Origin of the sequence: Pseudomonas syringae pv. tagetis, assembly GCF_022557255.1 — a bacterium.
Classification (GTDB): Bacteria; Pseudomonadota; Gammaproteobacteria; order Pseudomonadales; family Pseudomonadaceae; genus Aquipseudomonas; species Aquipseudomonas caricapapayae.
The window spans coordinates 1,425,531-1,443,496 of sequence record NZ_CP092923.1 but is presented as its reverse complement, the minus strand read 5'-3'; the positions used below and the strand labels follow the sequence as shown (position 1 = coordinate 1,443,496).

15 protein-coding genes are annotated in these 17,966 nt (G+C 58.1%); 3 read left to right on the top strand and 12 right to left on the bottom strand.

Translation table 11 applies throughout. The annotated features are described in order from the left end of the window. Positions 1-103: 103 nt before the first annotated feature. From MME58_RS06470 to ffh, 10 genes are all read right to left on the bottom strand, one after another. On the bottom strand, positions 104-3,679 hold the full coding sequence (locus MME58_RS06470; RefSeq protein WP_055005317.1) for an ATP-binding protein: 3,576 nt from the start codon (positions 3,677-3,679) through the stop codon (positions 104-106). A 174-nt stretch (positions 3,680-3,853) separates the two neighbouring features. Further along, a complete protein-coding gene (gene thrC / locus MME58_RS06465; RefSeq protein WP_055005316.1) occupies positions 3,854-5,263 on the bottom strand; it encodes a threonine synthase in 1,410 nt (469 codons plus the stop codon). Between the two features lie 132 nt (positions 5,264-5,395). Next, positions 5,396-6,700 (bottom strand): homoserine dehydrogenase, encoded by a 1,305-nt coding sequence (locus MME58_RS06460; protein WP_055005315.1) that lies wholly within the window; start codon positions 6,698-6,700, stop codon positions 5,396-5,398. Between the two features lie 135 nt (positions 6,701-6,835). Further along, the gene (gene dsbC / locus MME58_RS06455; protein WP_055005314.1) at positions 6,836-7,576 is read right to left on the bottom strand and encodes a bifunctional protein-disulfide isomerase/oxidoreductase DsbC; all 741 of its coding nucleotides are present in this window, start codon (positions 7,574-7,576) and stop codon (positions 6,836-6,838) included. 145 nt (positions 7,577-7,721) lie between these two features. After that, entirely contained in the window at positions 7,722-8,618 is an 897-nt protein-coding gene (xerD, locus tag MME58_RS06450) for a site-specific tyrosine recombinase XerD (RefSeq protein WP_055005313.1), read from the bottom strand. A gap of 102 nt (positions 8,619-8,720) precedes the next feature. Beyond that, the gene (gene rplS / locus MME58_RS06445) at positions 8,721-9,071 is read right to left on the bottom strand and encodes a 50S ribosomal protein L19 (protein WP_002552524.1); all 351 of its coding nucleotides are present in this window, start codon (positions 9,069-9,071) and stop codon (positions 8,721-8,723) included. A 44-nt stretch (positions 9,072-9,115) separates the two neighbouring features. Beyond that, complete coding sequence (gene trmD, locus MME58_RS06440) at positions 9,116-9,868, bottom strand: tRNA (guanosine(37)-N1)-methyltransferase TrmD (RefSeq protein WP_002552523.1); 753 nt, start codon at positions 9,866-9,868, stop codon at positions 9,116-9,118. 5 nt (positions 9,869-9,873) lie between these two features. Then, complete coding sequence (rimM, locus tag MME58_RS06435) at positions 9,874-10,413, bottom strand: ribosome maturation factor RimM (protein WP_003314225.1); 540 nt, start codon at positions 10,411-10,413, stop codon at positions 9,874-9,876. A 5-nt stretch (positions 10,414-10,418) separates the two neighbouring features. Beyond that, positions 10,419-10,676 (bottom strand): 30S ribosomal protein S16, encoded by a 258-nt coding sequence (gene rpsP / locus MME58_RS06430; protein WP_002552521.1) that lies wholly within the window; start codon positions 10,674-10,676, stop codon positions 10,419-10,421. A 247-nt stretch (positions 10,677-10,923) separates the two neighbouring features. Continuing rightward, on the bottom strand, positions 10,924-12,300 hold the full coding sequence (gene ffh, locus MME58_RS06425) for a signal recognition particle protein (protein ID WP_055005312.1): 1,377 nt from the start codon (positions 12,298-12,300) through the stop codon (positions 10,924-10,926). 213 nt (positions 12,301-12,513) lie between these two features. On the opposite strand from ffh, the gene MME58_RS06420 reads away from it, so the two are divergent. The 3 genes from MME58_RS06420 to MME58_RS06410 all read left to right on the top strand — a co-directional run bounded on the left by MME58_RS06420 (position 12,514) and on the right by MME58_RS06410 (position 16,042). Next, positions 12,514-13,326, top strand: coding sequence for a cytochrome C assembly family protein (locus tag MME58_RS06420; RefSeq protein WP_054988413.1), 813 nt, complete (start codon positions 12,514-12,516; stop codon positions 13,324-13,326). Between the two features lie 12 nt (positions 13,327-13,338). Beyond that, a complete protein-coding gene (locus tag MME58_RS06415; protein ID WP_055005311.1) occupies positions 13,339-14,586 on the top strand; it encodes a CNNM domain-containing protein in 1,248 nt (415 codons plus the stop codon). 145 nt (positions 14,587-14,731) lie between these two features. Beyond that, complete coding sequence (locus MME58_RS06410) at positions 14,732-16,042, top strand: MFS transporter (RefSeq protein WP_055005310.1); 1,311 nt, start codon at positions 14,732-14,734, stop codon at positions 16,040-16,042. A gap of 49 nt (positions 16,043-16,091) precedes the next feature. Here the strand turns inward: MME58_RS06410 and purT are convergent, their stop codons facing one another. Further along, complete coding sequence (gene purT, locus MME58_RS06405; protein WP_055005309.1) at positions 16,092-17,273, bottom strand: formate-dependent phosphoribosylglycinamide formyltransferase; 1,182 nt, start codon at positions 17,271-17,273, stop codon at positions 16,092-16,094. A gap of 103 nt (positions 17,274-17,376) precedes the next feature. Continuing rightward, positions 17,377-17,844, bottom strand: a complete 468-nt coding sequence (locus tag MME58_RS06400; RefSeq protein ID WP_054988410.1) for a preQ0 transporter — start codon at positions 17,842-17,844, stop codon at positions 17,377-17,379. Positions 17,845-17,966 lie beyond the last annotated feature (122 nt).

Genomic DNA, 17,966 nt, shown 5'->3' with positions numbered 1-17,966 from the left:
GGCCAGCGGCCCAGGGGAACACTCACTGTAGCTCGTCCCGAGCGCTCACCCTATAGGACATGTCCTAAACCCGCTGGCGATCCCAGAACTCTGTCAGCAAGACTCACTCGCCTGGCCCCGCAGTCCCGGGCATCGCCGACCATTGCAACTCGATATCAGCACGCAAGCCTGTCATCGCAGCCTCCAGCGCCAACCAGCGCTCTGGCGTACTGGCCACGCACTGCAGACGTACACTTTCATCCAGCGCGGCGCATGCTTTGGCCAAAGGCACCGCGTCAACCAGACTGGCCGCGCCCTTGAGCCGATGCAGACAGGCGCTCAGGGTTTGCCAGTCGTTCGCCAGCACCGCCGGCTCCAGCAAGGCGTGCTCATGCCTGAGGTTCTTCCACAACTCGCCCAACAAGCGCTGCAATTGTTGCGGATTGGCCTGAGTCATGTTTCGCAGCGTGCCGATGTCGAACGTCGGCTCACGCACCAGATCCGCCAGCTCCCGGGCCAGACGCGCCAGTGACAGCGGTTTGATCAACAGGCCATCCATGCCTGCCTGCTCACAACGTGCAGCCTCGTCGCTCATCACGTTAGCGGTGCAGCCAATGACCGGACAACGTCGGCGCTGCTCTTGCGCTTCAATCTGTCGAATGGCTTCGGTCAATGCATAGCCACTGATACCCGGCATATTGCAGTCAGTGATCACCGCGTCGAACGGTTCCTGGCGCCAGCTCGACAGCGCTGCCTTGCCGTCTTCTACCGACGCCACCTGATGGCCGAGAAACTCCAGCTGGCGAGTCAATACCAGCCGATTGGCCGACATGTCATCGACCACCAACAGGCGAAGGCTACGCGTATCCGAGGGGGTATCCGAAACGGCGTCAGAAGGCGAAAGTGCCTCGCTCACCCTGACCAGCGGCAAATCGATGGTGACCAGCGTACCCTTGCCCGGTTCACTGTGCAGACTGATGTCACCCTTCATCAACTCCACCAGTTGCCAGGTGATACTCAGGCCCAGCCCGCTTCCGCCGTAATGTGCTGCAGTGTCATCGTTGGCCTGAGTGAACGGTTGAAATATCTGTTGCTGACGCTCTGGCTCAATACCCTCACCACTGTCCTGAATACCGATCCGCACCCGCGATGAGTCAGCCGATTCAGCCGATACATCCACCCTCAGGGTGATCGCCCCTTGCCGGGTGAATTTCAATGCATTGCCCAGAACGTTATGCAGCACCTGTCGCAACCTCAGCGGGTCAAGCCAGAAATCTCCCCGCGCCTGTTCGGAGAACTCCAGTCGCAGTTCCAGCCCCTTATCCCGAGCCTGCGCCGAAAAAAGCTCAATGACGCCTTCGAAAAGAGCCTGCAAGGATGTGACGGCCAACGCCAGCTGCATACCACCCGCTTCGATTCTCGCCAGGTCAAGACTTTCGCCAATCAGTGCCACCAGCTCCGTAGCCGACCGGTGGGCCACCTGCAAGCCTTGCGACGGCATCTGCCCCTGGCGCACTGCGTATTCGCATTCCAGCTCCAGTAAACCGATGATGGCCCCCATTGGCGTGCGGATTTCATGGCTCATGCTGGCCAGAAAGATACTTTTGGCCTCGTTGGCCTGAGCAGCAAGATGCATTGCTTCCTGAAGCTGCTGCTCAAGCTGCTTGCGCTCTGTGATATCGATCCAGCCACCCAGCAATCCTTGCAACTGCCCGTCGGCGGCGAAAAAAGGGACGGTCCACTGCCAGACGTCCAGACGTTTTCCGGACAGTTCGATCGTGCGATCAGAAAAAACCGGTTGTTGATTTTCCAGCAGATTGAGGTAATCGGCATGCATCTGCTCGGCCAATGCACGCGGGATAAGATTGACATCCGTAAGGCGTCGGCCATTCATCTGCTCGAAACTGATGCTCAGGCTTTGCTCGTAGCTACGGTTGCAGGAGATCAGTCGTCCCTTGAGGTCCCGTACATAAATCGGATTGGGAATACCATCGAACAAGGCATGTTTGAAGGCCAACTGGTCATTGAGCTGCCTTTCAGCCTTGAGACGCTGGCGAATCTGCACCTTGAGACGGCTGCTCCAGGCCAGCGAAACGAGTCCGGTCAGCAAGGCCAGGGCCAGCACCCAGAATACCCATTGCGGTATACGCCCCCAGAGCGAAGGCTGAGGCAGCACCGATCCCAGCCACTTCAGACGGATTGAGCGCAACTCGGCCACCGGAAACTCTTCCAGCGCCTTGTTCAGAATACCCAGCAACTCGGGCTGGGTCTTGATCACCGAAAATCTGTCGGGTGACCATTTGCCATCGACACTGCGGGCCACCTTCAACTGCCCCGAGGGAAACAGGTAAGCGCCCACCTCATTCTGAATGGTTGCGTCGGCAACACCGCTTTCCACCAGAGCACGAGCCTGATCGTAAGTGTCCACCAACCGCAGCTGAATCAAGGGGTGCTCGCGCCTGATCAGGTCCTCGAGCGCATGCCGGGCAGGCAGTGCCAGCACTTTTCCTTGCAGGCTGTCGAGCGATACCCGGGACGAGCGCTCGGAGCGCACCACGAACATCCAGCTGTTGCCGCCGAACGAGTAGGTAAAGTCCAGAAAACGTCGGCGCTCGGCGTTTTCCGCAAGCGAGGTGTTCATCTCGGCAAGACCGGCACGCAGCATCTCGATGCTTTGCTGCGTGGAAGGTACCTCATGATGGACGAACTGCAACCCTGTCATGCGTGAGATACGGGACAGTACATCGGCGTTCAGCCCTACCCAGTGGCCGTTCTTGTCTTTGTAGATGTATGGCGGATGCTGCGTGGTGGCAATGGTCACACTCGGATGCTTCAGCAACCAGCGCCGCTCGGCACCGGTGAGGCGAATGCGCTGCCCTTCTACATCAGCGCCCAGCCCCATGGTCCAGCGACCGAGCACTTCACGACTGATAGAGGGTTCAATGCTGTCCAGCGCACGATTGATGAAAGCCAGCAAGCGCTGCTCATCATCACGCACGGCAAAGGAGAACCCTACCGGAGGCAATCGGCTTTCGAACTTGATCTGTAATCCGAGATAAGGCCGCAGTGCTGTATAGGCACGGACAATGACTTCGTTGCCGATGAACACGTCGACTTCGCCCTGACTCAAAGCCTCGAGAGCGCTGTAGAGGTTAGGCGCGATAATGAGCTCGCTGTCAGGATAAACCCGATGGGCCACATCCGAATCGGCATAGCCATCAAGCAGTACAACCTTTTTGCCGGCCAGGCCCGGCGGCGGACTCAGATCATCACCGCGACCGACGACCACTGATCGGTCGGGCATGTATTCGGTCGAGAATGACAGCCCCTTCACACCCCGTTCAAAACCGTTGGCACTAGTCAGAAGGTCTATCTTGCCGTCGCGCAGCGCCTCGATGGCCTCGTAACGTTTGGCAAACCCCGTCACCTGCACAGGGATGTTCAGCTGATCACTGACCAGCCCGAGGTAGTCGGCACTGATACCCTGATAGCGGTTACGGTCGCTGGTGATATCAATGGGTTCATAGTCGGCGATCGCGATGCCGACTCGAAGCACCTTGCGCTGGTCGAGCCATGCCCGATCCTGATCTGCGAGAGCAAGATCCGCTGAAACCACGAAGGGCGCTGTCAGTGTAAACGGCAAGCTTTGCGCTGCACCGGCCGCTCCGGCAAAAATCAGCGCCCACAACACGCATGCCATGCGCCATGCGCGACACCTCGATGTACTGCCTGTCTCCCTGACTACGCTCTGCATGCTTGCCTGCTTCACTGCAAATGACCCAACCCTATGGTTCGAAAAACCAGCGAAGTTTGGCACGTAGAAACAGAAAGGCCCGCCAAGTGGCGGGCCTAAAGTTGTTACACGACGCTTCTGTCAGAGCGGTTTGCCGCGATTGCCGTGCTGGCTGACAAACGCCTGTATGGCTTTCAGGTCATTTGGCAGCACCGTGCAGCGCTCGTCACGTTCGAATAAATCAGACAAATGTGCAGGCAGTTCAAGCGCTTTTCCTACACCGGCCTTCTCCACGGCTTCCGGAAACTTGACTGGATGCGCGGTCCCCAGAATAACCATTGGCGCGTCCAGGCTGCGACGGCATTCACGGGCCGCCTTGACCCCGATAGCGGTGTGTGGGTCCAGCAGCTCGCCAGTGCTGGCAAACACTTCGGCGATGGTCGTGCAGGTGTCCTCATCGCTGACCGCCAGCGAATCGAACAGTTTGCGGGTCTCGGTCCAGCGTTCTTCTTCGACACTGAAACCGCCCCCCTGCCTGAATGTGCTCATCAGTTCGGCAATGGCAGAGCCGTTGCGACCGTGCATATCGAACAGCAGGCGCTCGAAGTTGGACGACACCATGATGTCCATGGAAGGCGACAACGTGGCGTGCAGGGTTTCCTTGACGTACTGATTACCGCTCATGAAGCGGTGCAGAATGTCGTTGCGATTGGTGGCAACAATCAGTTGATTGACCGGTAGCCCCATATTGCGTGCCAGATAACCGGCAAAGATATCGCCGAAGTTACCGGTCGGAACCGAAAACGATACCGAGCGCGCAGGCCCGCCCAATTGCAGCGAGGCATGGAAGTAGTAGACGATCTGGGCCATTATCCGCGCCCAGTTGATCGAATTGACCGCTACCAGACGTGTACCCTTGAGGAAACCCTGGTCGGCGAAACTGGCCTTGACCATTTCCTGGCAGTCGTCAAAGTTGCCTTCTACAGCGATGTTATGGATGTTGTCGCCGAAGATGGTGGTCATCTGCCGGCGCTGAACGTCCGATACCCGATTGTTCGGGTGCAGAATGAAGATATCGACGTTATCGCACCGGCGGCAGCCTTCGATGGCCGCAGAACCGGTGTCGCCGGACGTTGCGCCGATGATCACCACGCGCTCGCCACGCTCGGCCAGCACGTAGTCCAGCAGACGACCGAGCAATTGCAGCGCGAAATCCTTGAACGCCAGCGTAGGGCCGTGGAACAGCTCAAGTACCCATTCATTGCCATTCAACTGACGCAACGGGGCTACCGCACTGTGGGCAAAGACGCCGTAAGTCTCTTCAAGGATTTTCTTGAAATCGGCATCCGGGATGCTTCCAGACACAAAAGGGCGCATCACCCGGAAAGCAAGTTCGTGATAAGGCAGACCGGCCCAGGAGGCGATCTCTTCCTGAGTGAAGCGTGGCAGGTTTTCCGGCACATAGAGGCCGCCGTCGCTGGCCAGACCAGTCAGTAGCACGTCTTCGAAATTCAATGCAGGCGCTTGCCCGCGAGTACTGATATAGCGCATGGGACCAAACCTTTGGTTTGAGCTGCAAGCTTGATGCTGCAAGCTTGAAACCACAAGCTGCAAGCTCAAGACGGGTGGCGTCTGGCCTGTAGCGTGTGGCGTGAAGCTTGAAACGGATCGCTTGCTGCTGCCTTAATTGAGATGTTCTACGCGAATACGAACGACGGGGCCAACCACGTCCTGAAGAGCTTCCAGGGCTTGAATGGCGTCATTGATGCGCTGCTCCACCACCCGGTGCGTCAACAGGATCATCGGCACCAGGCCATCATGTTCTTCGACTTCTTTCTGCATGATCGACTCTATGTTGATACCGCGCTCGGACAGGATACTCGCTACCTGAGCCAGCACGCCTGGGTGATCCTTGGCCTGGATGCGCAGGTAATAGGCGCTTTCGCAGGCTTCGATCGGCAGGATCGGATGGGCCGACAACGAGTCAGGCTGAAACGCCAGGTGAGGTACGCGGTTTTCCGGATCGGATGTCATCGCCCGGACCACGTCCACCAGATCAGCCACCACGGAAGAAGCCGTAGGCTCCATACCGGCACCGGCCCCATAGAACAGGGTCGAACCGGACGCATCGCCGTTGACCATGACAGCATTCATCACACCGTTTACGTTGGCGATGAGACGGTCAGCCGGGATCAGCGTCGGGTGTACGCGCAATTCGATACCCTGAGCCGTGCTGCGTGCAACGCCCAGGTGCTTGATGCGATAACCCAGCGCTTCGGCGTAGTTCACGTCCGCGGTGGTCAGCTTGGTAATGCCTTCGGTGTAGGCCTTGTCGAACTGCAATGGAATGCCGAAGGCAATGGAGGCCAGAATCGTCAGTTTGTGCGCTGCGTCGATACCTTCCACGTCGAAGGTCGGGTCGGCTTCGGCGTAACCCAACGCCTGGGCTTCGGCCAGCACGTCCGGGAACGTACGGCCCTTCTCGCGCATTTCGGTAAGGATGAAGTTGCCGGTGCCGTTGATAATGCCTGCAACCCAATTGATGCGGTTTGCCGACAGGCCTTCACGGATGGCCTTGATGACCGGGATACCACCAGCAACAGCGGCTTCAAAGGCTACGATCACGCCCTTTTCACGCGCTTTGGCGAAAATCTCGTTGCCATGAACCGCGATAAGCGCCTTGTTGGCAGTCACTACATGCTTGCCGTGCTCGATGGCCTTGAGAACCAGATCACGGGCTATGGTGTAGCCACCGATCAGCTCGACGACGATATCGATTTCAGGGTTGGTCGCAACGGCAAATACATCACTGGTAGTAGGCGTACCGCCGATCTGGCAATTGGGGTTTGGTGTACGAACCGCAATCTGCGCAACTTCGATTCCACGCCCGGCCCGGCGGGCAATCTCCTCGGCGTTACGCTGAAGTACGTTGAAAGTACCGCCACCGACAGTACCCAGCCCACATATGCCTACTTTGACCGGTTTCACTGATGAACTCCCCGAAAAACAGCCGAACCTGAATCGACTGTGGAAAACCGCCGCATGTCGCCATGCGACTACACATTTGACGAAATGCCGAAAGCTGGTGCCCTGCACACGCAAGGCAAGCCTGAACGCGCCGGCTTATTTGGCGCTCAGCGCCAGTTTGGCAACCTGAGCTGCAGGTTGATAACCCGGAATAACCTGACCGTCGGCGAGGACAATTGCAGGTGTGCCATTGACGCCGATCGACTGACCTATTTCATATTGCCTGCTCACCGGATTGTCGCATTTGGCAGCCTTGATATCCTTGCCGTCGACCATGCGGTCCATGGCGCTCTTGCGGTCCTTGGAGCACCAGACGGCCTGCAACTGCTCGTCACCCGGAGACCCCAGGCCCTGACGCGGGAATGCCATGTAACGGACTTCTACACCCATTTTGTTCAACTGCCCGACTTCCTCGTGCAGCTTGTGGCAATACGGGCAGGTGGTGTCGGTGAATACCGTGATGTGCGACTTGGTCTCGCCCAAAGCCGGGTAAATCACCATCTCGGAAGTCGGAATGGCATTGATGGTCTTGGAGATGGCCAGACGCTCGGTCTTCTCGGTCAGATTGACCGGCTTGCCGTTCTGCACTTGAAACAGATAGCCCTGAACCACGAACTGACCGTCGGCACTGGCGTACAGAACACGGCCGCCCTTGAGTTTCACTTCGTAAAGGCCGTTGAGCGGGCTCGGCGAGATGCTCTCGACCGGCAATTGCAGCTCCAGCGAGTCGAGCGTCTTGCGAATAGCCTGATCGGGGGCAGTATCAGCGAAGGCAGAGAGACTGAATGTGCCAGCCAGCATCAAAGCGGCGGCAGCGAAAAACTGGGGCAAACGCATGAAAACTCCTATGACGACGGACAGACCGGCAGCGGTCAGAAAAAGACGCGCCAGCCTTGATATGCGAAACCGGCAAAGCCTACCACAGAAGGCTCACGGGGCCGACTCAGACCGACGTAAGACTCTTCGTAAATTACATCCGATATCAACCACGCGGATGATGCTTCGCATGAATCTCCTGCAATCTCGCACGCGCCACATGGGTGTAGATCTGGGTAGTCGACAGATCGCTATGCCCCAGCAACATCTGCACGACCCTCAGGTCTGCGCCATGATTGAGCAAATGTGTGGCGAAGGCATGACGCAGTGTGTGCGGTGACAGGGACTTGCCGATACCGGCAACCGCCGCCTGATGCTTGATACGGTGCCAGAAAGTCTGACGAGTCATCTGATCGCCGCGAGTACTGGGAAACAGCACGTCGCTGGGTTTTCCACCAAGCAGCTCATCTCGGGCACCCCGCAGATAGCGCTCCACCCAGACGATGGACTCTTCGCCCATGGGCACCAACCGCTCCTTGCTACCCTTGCCCATGACACGCAGAACACCCTGACGCAAGTTGACCTGTTCCAGTGTCAGGCTTATCAGCTCGGTCACACGCAAACCGCAGGCATACAGCACCTCCAGCATCGCCCGGTCACGCTGACCAATCGGCTCACTGAGGTCCGGGGCAGCCAGCAGCGCTTCTACATCAGCCTCGGATAACGATTTTGGCAGCGGCTTGCCCAACTGAGGCATATCGATCTGCAGAGTAGGATCGGTTGCAATCAGCTTTTCGCGCAGCAGATAGCGGTAGAAACCGCGCGCGCCGGACAGAAAACGCGCGGTAGAACGCGGCTTGTAGGCGTTGTCTACACGCCATGCAAGATGATCGAGAATCACCTCTCGTCCGGCGCTCTGCAGCTCAACACCGTGCTCCTGCAGCCAGCCGTTGAATAGCGCAAGGTCACTGCGGTACGAGTCGCGGGTGTTATCGGACAAGCCCTTTTCCAGCCAGAGCGCGTCCAGAAACCGGTCAATCAGCGGATGGTCGATGGTAGCCATGTTTACTCAGTATGTGCGTCGGTAGACAAGGGTGAATCATCAGACGGCAGACAGCAAAAAGGCAGCCCTGAGGCTGCCTTTTTTATGCATCGAAAAACTGTATCAGGACAGTTTTTCCTTGATGCGCGCTGCTTTACCGGACAGGTCACGCAGGTAGTACAGTTTGGCCTTGCGAACGTCACCGCGACGTTTCACAGCCATGCTGTCGATTTGCGGGCTGTAAGTCTGGAAGGTACGCTCAACGCCAACACCGTTGGAAATTTTACGAACAGTGAAAGCACTGTTCACACCACGGTTACGCTTGGCAATGACGACGCCTTCGAATGCTTGCAGACGAGCGCGGTCGCCTTCCTTCACTTTTACCTGAACGACGATGGTGTCGCCCGGTGCAAAGGTAGGGATCTCTTTGGTCATCTGCTCTGCTTCGAGGGCAAGAATGATTTTGTTAGTCATGCTGGTGCTCCTAAGGTAATCCGTCTGGATCGACCATCGATACGTTAACTATCGTCCCGCTCGCGGATGTATTCCGCCAGCAGCTTCTTCTCTTCTCCAGAAAGCGAGCGGCTTTCCAGAAGATCGGCGCGTCGTTCATAGGTCCGCCCAAGGGACTGCTGTAAACGCCAACGCCGGATGTGCGCGTGATTGCCACTAAGCAACACGTCGGGAACACGCTGATCCGCATACACCTCAGGTCGGGTGTAGTGCGGGCAATCCAGCAGACCATCCGTGAAGGAATCTTCCTCCGCGGAGTCCACATGCCCTAAAGCTCCAGGCAGCAGCCGCGTAACCGCGTCAATCAGGACCATCGCCGGCAGCTCGCCACCGGAAAGAACATAGTCACCAATCGACCACTCTTCATCGACATGAGCATCAATAAAACGCTCGTCAATGCCTTCATAACGACCGGCGATGAGGATAATCGCTTCCTCCTGCGCCAGTTCGCGTACCGCAGACTGATTCAACTGGCGGCCTTGTGGCGACAGGTAAATCACCTTCGCCGCATCCCCTGCTGCTTGCCTGGCCTGAACCAGAGCATCTTCAAGGGGCTTGATCTTCATCACCATGCCCGGACCACCGCCAAATGGGCGATCATCCACAGTGTGATGGCGATCAGTGGTGTAATCCCGCGGATTCCAACAAGTAAGCTGCAACAGCCCTTGTTTCACCGCACGGCTGGTAATGCCGTATTCACTGATGGCGGAAAACATCTCGGGAAACAAGCTGATGACTTCTATGCGCAGGCTGGCCATGGCATTCAGAAGTCCGCGTCCCAATCCACCTTCATCTCGCCAGCAGCCATATCGATTGCCAACACGCATTGCTCTGTATAGGGCAACAAGCGTTCACGATCGTCCAGGCTACCCGCGCAGGGCTTTACAACCATTACATCGTTCGAACCGGTTTCGAGCAGATGATCGATTTTCCCGAGCAATTGCCCGAGTTGGTCGATGACCTTGAGGCCTTCAAGCTGGTACCAGTAGTACTCGCCATCATCCAGATCAGGGAACAGATTACGCGGCACGCAGATTTCGTAACCGGAGAGAAGACGTGCTTCCTCTCGATCATCGAGACCTTTGAGCTTCGTGACCAGGAACTTGCTCTGCAAGCGTCCACTGACCAGCTCCACCTGCTTGTCAACGCTGCCTTCGCGCCGAAGCGTCCAGGTTTTGTAGTCCAACAGGTTTCCAATCGGATCGGTAAAGGAATAAACCTTCACTTCGCCGCGAACGCCATGAACCGAGTAAATCTTGCCAATGACGATCAGATCGTCGGCAGATGCAGGCGTCGCGCTCATAAGACTCAGGCCGCGGCCTTGGTCTTGTTGTGCTCTTTGAGCAGCTGGGCAACGCGCTCGGAAGTTTGTGCACCCACGCTCAACCAGTAGTTGACGCGTTCTTCGTTAACGGACAAACGGATTTCCTGACCACGGGCAACCGGGTTGAAGAAACCAACCTGTTCCTTGTGGGAACCGTCACGAGCGTTGCGGCTGTCGGTTACGGTCAGGTGGTAAAACGGGCGCTTTTTGGAGCCGCCAAGGGCAAGACGGATGGTTAGCATTGAACATCGTTCCTGTAGTCGGTGCTGCAAATCTAAGATGCACAGCGGGCATAGGTGCCCGAAAGGCCGCATATTCTAAGGAATATCCCGACTTTTGCAAATGTCTTTTTCCGGCGCCTATCGGCATGCCTTTCAGATTTGCGAGGGAGCTGTCGGTCTGACAGCAGGTAAAAGCCCGTAAAACGCGGGCTGGCCGGGGGGCAACCCCCCGCATGAAAGCGTGCAAGGTACCTTGCACGCGACTCAATTACATTTTCGGCATGCCGCCGCCGGGGAACATCCCCCCCATGCCGCGCATCATTTTTGCCATTCCGCCCTTGGCGGAGAATTTCTTCATCATCTTCTGCATCTGTTTATGCTGTTTGATCAGACGCCCGATGTCCTGAACCTGAGTCCCCGAACCCATTGCAATACGGCGCTTGCGCGAGCCGCTGATCAGGTCCGGGTCACGACGTTCCCCAGGTGTCATAGAGTTGATGATGGCTTCCATCTGCTTGAACTGCTTTTCGGCCGCGCCCTGGGCATTACCCATCTGCGACAGGTTGACACCACCGATGCTTGGCAGCTTGTCCATGAGCCCGCCGAGGCCGCCCATGTTTTTCATCTGTTGCAACTGGTCGCGGAAGTCTTCGAGGTCGAAGCCTTTGCCTTTCTTGAGCTTTTTGGCCAGTTTGTCGGCCTTGTCCTTGTCGAGCGTCTGTTCAGCCTGTTCGATCAGGCTGAGCACATCGCCCATACCGAGGATGCGCGATGCAATACGATCAGGGTGAAACGGCTCAAGCGCCTCGCTCTTCTCGCCCATGCCGATGAACTTGATAGGCTTGCCGGTAACTGCACGGACAGACAGGGCAGCACCACCGCGAGCATCACCGTCGACCTTGGTGAGGATCACCCCGGTCAGCGGCAGTGCGTCGCCGAAAGCCTTGGCAGTGTTGGCCGCATCCTGGCCGGTCATGGCATCGACCACGAACAGCGTCTCGGCCGGCTTGACTGCAGCGTGCAGCGACTGGATCTCGCCCATCATCTCGACATCGACGTGCAGACGACCAGCGGTATCGACGATAACGACGTCAATGAACTTGAGCTTCGCTTCCTTGATGGCTGCCAGGGCGATGTCCACCGGCTTCTGGCTGATGTCGGAGGCGAAGAACGTCACGCCGATGTCGTTGGCCAGGGTTTCGAGCTGCTTGATGGCAGCAGGACGGTATACGTCGACCGACACCACCATTACGGTTTTTTTCTTGCGCTCTTTAAGGAAGCGCGCCAGCTTGCCCGCTGTGGTGGTTTTGCCCGCACCCTGCAGACCCGCCATCAGGATTACGGCTGGCGGCGTGACATTGAGCACCAGATCTTCGTTGGCTGCGCCCATCAGACTTTCGAGTTCGGCCTGGACGATCTTCACGAACGCCTGACCCGGGGTCAGGCTGCGCGACACCTCGGTGCCGACGGCGCGCTCCTTGACGTTGTTGACGAAGTCTTTGACCACCGGCAAGGCGACGTCGGCTTCAAGCAACGCCATACGCACTTCGCGCAAGGTATCTTTGATGTTTTCCTCGTTCAGCTTGGCCTTGCCAGTAACATGGCGCAGCGTCTGCGAGAGGCGGTCAGTCAGGTTTTCAAACATGCGCGATCCTTTCAGGCTCTCGTCGAACCCCGGTTGATGCGGCCCGGCCCGTAATGCAGAAATGACGCTCGGCGAGCCTGCGGCTTGAGCAGGTCGCGGATTATAGCGAAGACTCTGCCGCACGGACACCACGCAGTCTGCTTCTGTGGTCTTTCGTGATTTGCCGGTTCTATGCCAAACTCAGCGTCTTTTCAGGCCCGTCCATCAGGATCTATGTCCCCTTTGCCACCCAGCCTGCTTCCCAGCCTCGCCGCCGCCATCCTTTACGCCGCTGCGACCGTCTATCAGAGCCTGCGCCTGAGCCAGGCCGTCAAGCCCGACAAGCGGCTGCTTTGCCTGCTCGGAACGCTGGCGGTGGTCGCACACGCCATCGGTCTGTTCTCCCAACTGACGCACTCCGCCGGCCTGGGCCTGGACTTTTTCAATTCGGCCAGCCTTATCGCAGCATCCGTGATCGTCGTGACCCTGATCGCCACGTCACGCATCCCGGTGGAAAACTTGCTGGTGCTGTTGTTCCCGCTGGGAATGGTCACCGTCCTGCTCGCCCAGTTTGCCCCAAGCGGCACCGTACAGCCGATCATGGAAGAACCCGGCATCCTGAGTCATATCCTGCTTTCGCTGCTGGCTTATGGCATGTTCACCATTGCGGTATTCCAGGCGCTACTGTTGTTGTTGCAGGATTACCGGCTCAAGCACAAGCACCCTTCCGGACTGATCAAGAACTTTCCACCGCTGCAAACCATGGAAAGCCTGCTGTTCGGCTTCCTCTGGGCCGGCTGGACACTGCTCTCGCTGTCGCTGCTTTCCGGCTGGCTGTTCGTGGAGAACCTGTTTGCACAGCATCTTGTGCACAAAACCCTGCTGGCGTGCCTCGCCTGGATCGTGTTCAGCGTCCTGCTTTGGGGGCGCAACCGCCTCGGGTGGCGTGGGCACAAGGCCATTCGCTGGACTCTGGGCGGTTTCTGCCTGCTGATGCTCGCCTACTTCGGCAGCAAGCTGGTACGCGAATTCATCCTGCACATCTGACGGGCCCTGATCATGGATAATCTGCCCCTAGGCCCGCTGCTCGGCGTCCTCGCCCTACTGATGCTGTGGGCTGGCCTGCTGACATCGGTCGAAGCCGCGCATCATCAGCTCAAGGCAATGCGTGCCTCGGGTCGTCCGGAAAAGGCGATGCCCCTTCCAGAACTGGCGTTCAACCTGAACAGCCTCATCCTGGGCAATACCCTGATCAGGGTACTGATCACTGTCATCGCGACGCTGATTGCTGCCAATTACTGGTTCTACAACGGCCCGACCGTGGCATGGCTCGGCACCGTGAGCATCATGCTGGTCTTTGCCGAATACGTGCCTCGACGCCTGGCGAATCGCCACCCTGTCTCGACGCTGATGCTGGGCAATGGCGTACTGCGCATCCCGATGAAGATCCTCTGGCCGCTGGCCTATGTTTTCAACGTTCTGGCCAAGACACTGCTGCGCCCCTTCCTGTCACCTGCTGTGCAACAACAGGATCAGCATTTCGAAGACGACACGCAGAGCTCAGCCCGACACGACACCGTTCACGAGCATTATCCGCGTGCCAGTGTGCTGTCGGGCATTCGCGCACTGGACAGCATCACGGTCAACGACATCCTGATCCCGCGCAACGAGGTAGATGGCGTCAACCTGGATGAACCGATGGATCTGATCATCGAGCGCCTGATCATTTCACGCCACACACGCCTGCCGGTCTATCACAACGACATCAATCAGGTACAAGGCGTCATCAACACGCGCGACATCAGCCACCTGCTGCCCAAGGGAACCCTGACCAAGGAGCAACTACTAGCAGTTTGCTACGAACCGTATTTCGTTCCGGAAAGCACTCCGCTGCAACTGCAATTGCTGAATTTCCACAAACAACAGCGGCGTCTCGGCGTAGTGGTCGATGAATACGGGGAAGTATTGGGCATTGTCACCCTTGAGGACATCCTCGAAGAGATCGTCGGCGAATTCGAGAGCGAGCAGCGGCTCGATAACCCTCACGTCAAGCAGCAGGAAGACGGACGCCTCGAAGTGGAAGGAGCCGCGTCCATTCGCGAGCTGAACAAGAGCCTTGGCTGGCATTTGCCGTCAGATGGTCCGAAAACCGTCAACGGCCTGGTTACCGAGGCACTGGAAACCATTCCAGAGGCACCGGTCTGCCTGAGAATCGGGCCTTATCGCCTGGAAATCCTTGAGACCGAGGACAATCGCGTCAAGCGCGTGGCCATGTGGCAGAACACCCTCGTTCGCACCTTCAAATAGTTTCCTGCTCCCTGCCATTGCCTCCCGGCCCTTTCGGGTTACTCTGCTCGACGCCGCACCTAAAGCCGTACCTACAATCACAATAATGAATACTTGCCGGAGCACGGTCCTTGCCGCCCGGCGAGTCGACAGTCAGGGAATCCGCATGACCAGCACCCCGTTCTCTCGCGAAGATAATGCCGCGCACGTAAAACCGGTAAATTCGGCGACCCGCGTTGCCACCGCCAGCTTTATCGGCACGGCCATCGAGTTCTACGACTTTTATGTTTACGCGACTGCCGCCGCGCTGGTGATAGGCCCGGTGTTTTTCCCGCAGACCTCGGGCACGGCACAGATGCTGTCGTCGTTTCTGACCTTCGGTATCGCTTTTCTCGCACGCCCCCTAGGGTCGGCGCTGTTCGGTCATTTCGGCGACCGGATCGGACGTAAATCGACCTTGGTAGCATCGCTGCTGCTGATGGGGATCTGCACCACGCTGATCGGCGTATTACCCGGCTATGCCACTATCGGTGCATGGGCGCCGATTCTGCTCTGCGTGCTGCGCTTCGGTCAGGGACTTGGCCTGGGCGGGGAATGGGGTGGCGCTGCACTGCTGGCGACCGAGAATGCTCCGGAGGGCAAGCGGGCCTGGTTCGGCATGTTTCCACAGTTGGGCCCTTCGATCGGTTTTCTGGCCGCCAACGGTTTGTTTCTGGCATTGGCCATGACCCTGACGGACGAACAGTTTCGCTCATGGGGCTGGCGAATTCCGTTTTTGCTCAGCGCCGCGCTGGTCATGGTAGGGCTGTATGTGCGCCTGAAACTGGAAGAGACCCCGGTCTTCGCAAAGGCCATAGCCCGTCACGAACGCGTCAGCCTGCCAATCGTGGAAACCTTCAGCCAGCACTGGAAGCCCATGCTGCTCGGTGCGGCGTCGATGGTCGTTTGCTACGCGCTGTTTTATATCTCGACGGTGTTTTCACTGAGTTATGGCGTGGCCACACTGGGCTACACCCGTGAAACGTTCCTGGGACTTTTGTGCTTTGCCGTGCTGTTCATGGCGGCTGCAACGCCTCTGGCCGCGATGGCAAGCGACCGCTTCGGGCGCAAGCCGGTACTGATTGCGGGAGGGGTGCTGGCGATACTGTCAGGTTTCACCATGGAACCGCTGCTGACCCACGGCAGCACCTGGGCTGTGGCCTTGTTTCTGTGTATAGAGCTGTTTCTGATGGGCATCACCTTTGCCCCGATGGGCGCATTGCTACCAGAGCTGTTTCCGACGCAGGTTCGCTACACAGGTGCATCGGCAGCCTACAATCTGGGCGGAATCGTGGGCGCATCGGTAGCGCCCTTTTTCGCCCAGAAACTGGTGGCGATGGGCGGTCTGAGCTGGGTGGGCGGGTATGTGTCCGCTGCGGCGCTGATCAGCGTACTGGCGGTGTTGAGCCTGAAGGAAACGAAGGATACAGCGCTTTAAGCTGCAAGAAAGAGCAACACCCTCCTTCTTGCAGCCTGCAGCTACGGCCTTACAACCTTACGTCTACCGCTTGCGAGGCTCGGGTCGCTTTGGCCCGAGCGGCTTCGATGGACTCGTCACGCGCCAGGGCAACGCCCATGCGGCGCTGGCCATTGACTTGCGGCTTGCCGAACAGACGCAACGCCGTGTCGGGCTCAGCCAGCGCAGCGCCGAGGTTGGCAAAGGCGGTCTGAGTCGAGTGGCCCTCAACCAGAATCACCGCCGAAGCCGATGGCCCGAACTGGCGAATCAGCGGGATCGGCAGGCCGAGAATCGCGCGAGCGTGCAGGGCAAACTGGGACAGGTCTTGAGAAATCAGCGTTACCAGGCCGGTGTCATGCGGGCGCGGCGAGACTTCGCTGAACCACACCTGATCGCCCTTAATGAACAACTCGACGCCGAACATTCCGCGACCACCCAACGCCTCGGTCACCGCCCTGGCAACACGCTCGGACTCTGCCAGCGCTACCGGACTCATGGCCTGTGGCTGCCAGGATTCCTGATAATCGCCCTTCTCCTGTCGATGACCAACCGGCGCACAAAAGGTAGTACCGCCGATGTGGCGCACGGTCAGCAGGGTGATTTCGTAATCAAAGTCGATGAAGCCTTCGACAATGACGCGCCCCTTGCCAGCACGACCACCTTCCTGCGCATAGTCCCAGGCCTTTTGCACATCATCGGCGCTCTTGAGCAGGCTCTGCCCTTTGCCGGACGAGCTCATGACCGGCTTGACCACGCATGGGAAACCGAGGTCTTCGACGGCCTTGCTGTAAGCTTCGAAGGTGTCGGCAAAGTGGTAAGGCGATGTCGGCAGCTTCAGCTCTTCAGCGGCCAGACGACGAATGCCTTCCCGATTCATGGTCAGTTGCGCGGCGCGTGCCGTCGGGATCACGGTGAAGCCTTCAGCCTCGAGCTCAACCAGCGTAGCGGTGGCAATGGCTTCGATTTCCGGAACGATGAAATCCGGCTTCTCGGCTTCGATGACCGCACGCAGTGCTGCACCGTCGAGCATGTTGATTACATGGCTGCGATGAGCAACCTGCATCGCCGGGGCATTTTCATAACGGTCAACAGCGATCACTTCAACGCCAAGGCGCTGCAGCTCGATCACGACTTCCTTGCCCAGTTCGCCGCTGCCGCAGAACAGTACGCGAGTCGCGGTGGGCGACAGTGGAGTTCCGATTTGAGTCATCTCAGGTCCTCGTGAAGCAGATATCGAGGGCTGCCCGCCATACGCAAGCAACCGCTGTGGAGAAAGGCGCGCAATTTACCACGAAGCCCCGGTAAATGGGCGCTCAGCCCGGACAAGCGTTGTTACGTGCCCGCCACGCCATGATCATCCAGACAACCGTCACGCCAGCGAACTTCGACACCAGCGCAGTGAGCACGACCGGCACGGTCATGGCGTCGATCATGCCGAAGAAGATAAAGGTATCGAGCGGGATGCTGAGCGCCGAGCTGATCCACAATCGATCACGCAACGGGCGCCTGGTGACGCTGAACACCAGCCAGTCGATGCATTCGGATACCGCAAACGCCGTGGCGCTGGCCAGGGCAATGGTCGGATCGCTGGTAACGTACGAAAGCACCAGCGCCACCAGCATGGCGATGATCGCGCCATGGCCGAAGCGAATCTGCACCATATCCCGCAATACGAACACCAGCCCACCCCAGGCAGACCAGATCATGTCCAGGTGCGGCGCACTGGAAAAAGCGAAGTTGATCAGCACGACACTGCTGATGTAGGCGATCAGGAACAGCATGGAGGGTTCGGGCCTGTGCGAGCGGTTGGCAATGATAGCAAACGCGGACAGGAGACGCGCCCAAGCGTGGGCGAAAGCGCTATTTCTGACGAAGATAATGCATCGACTGCACCGGCCTCTTC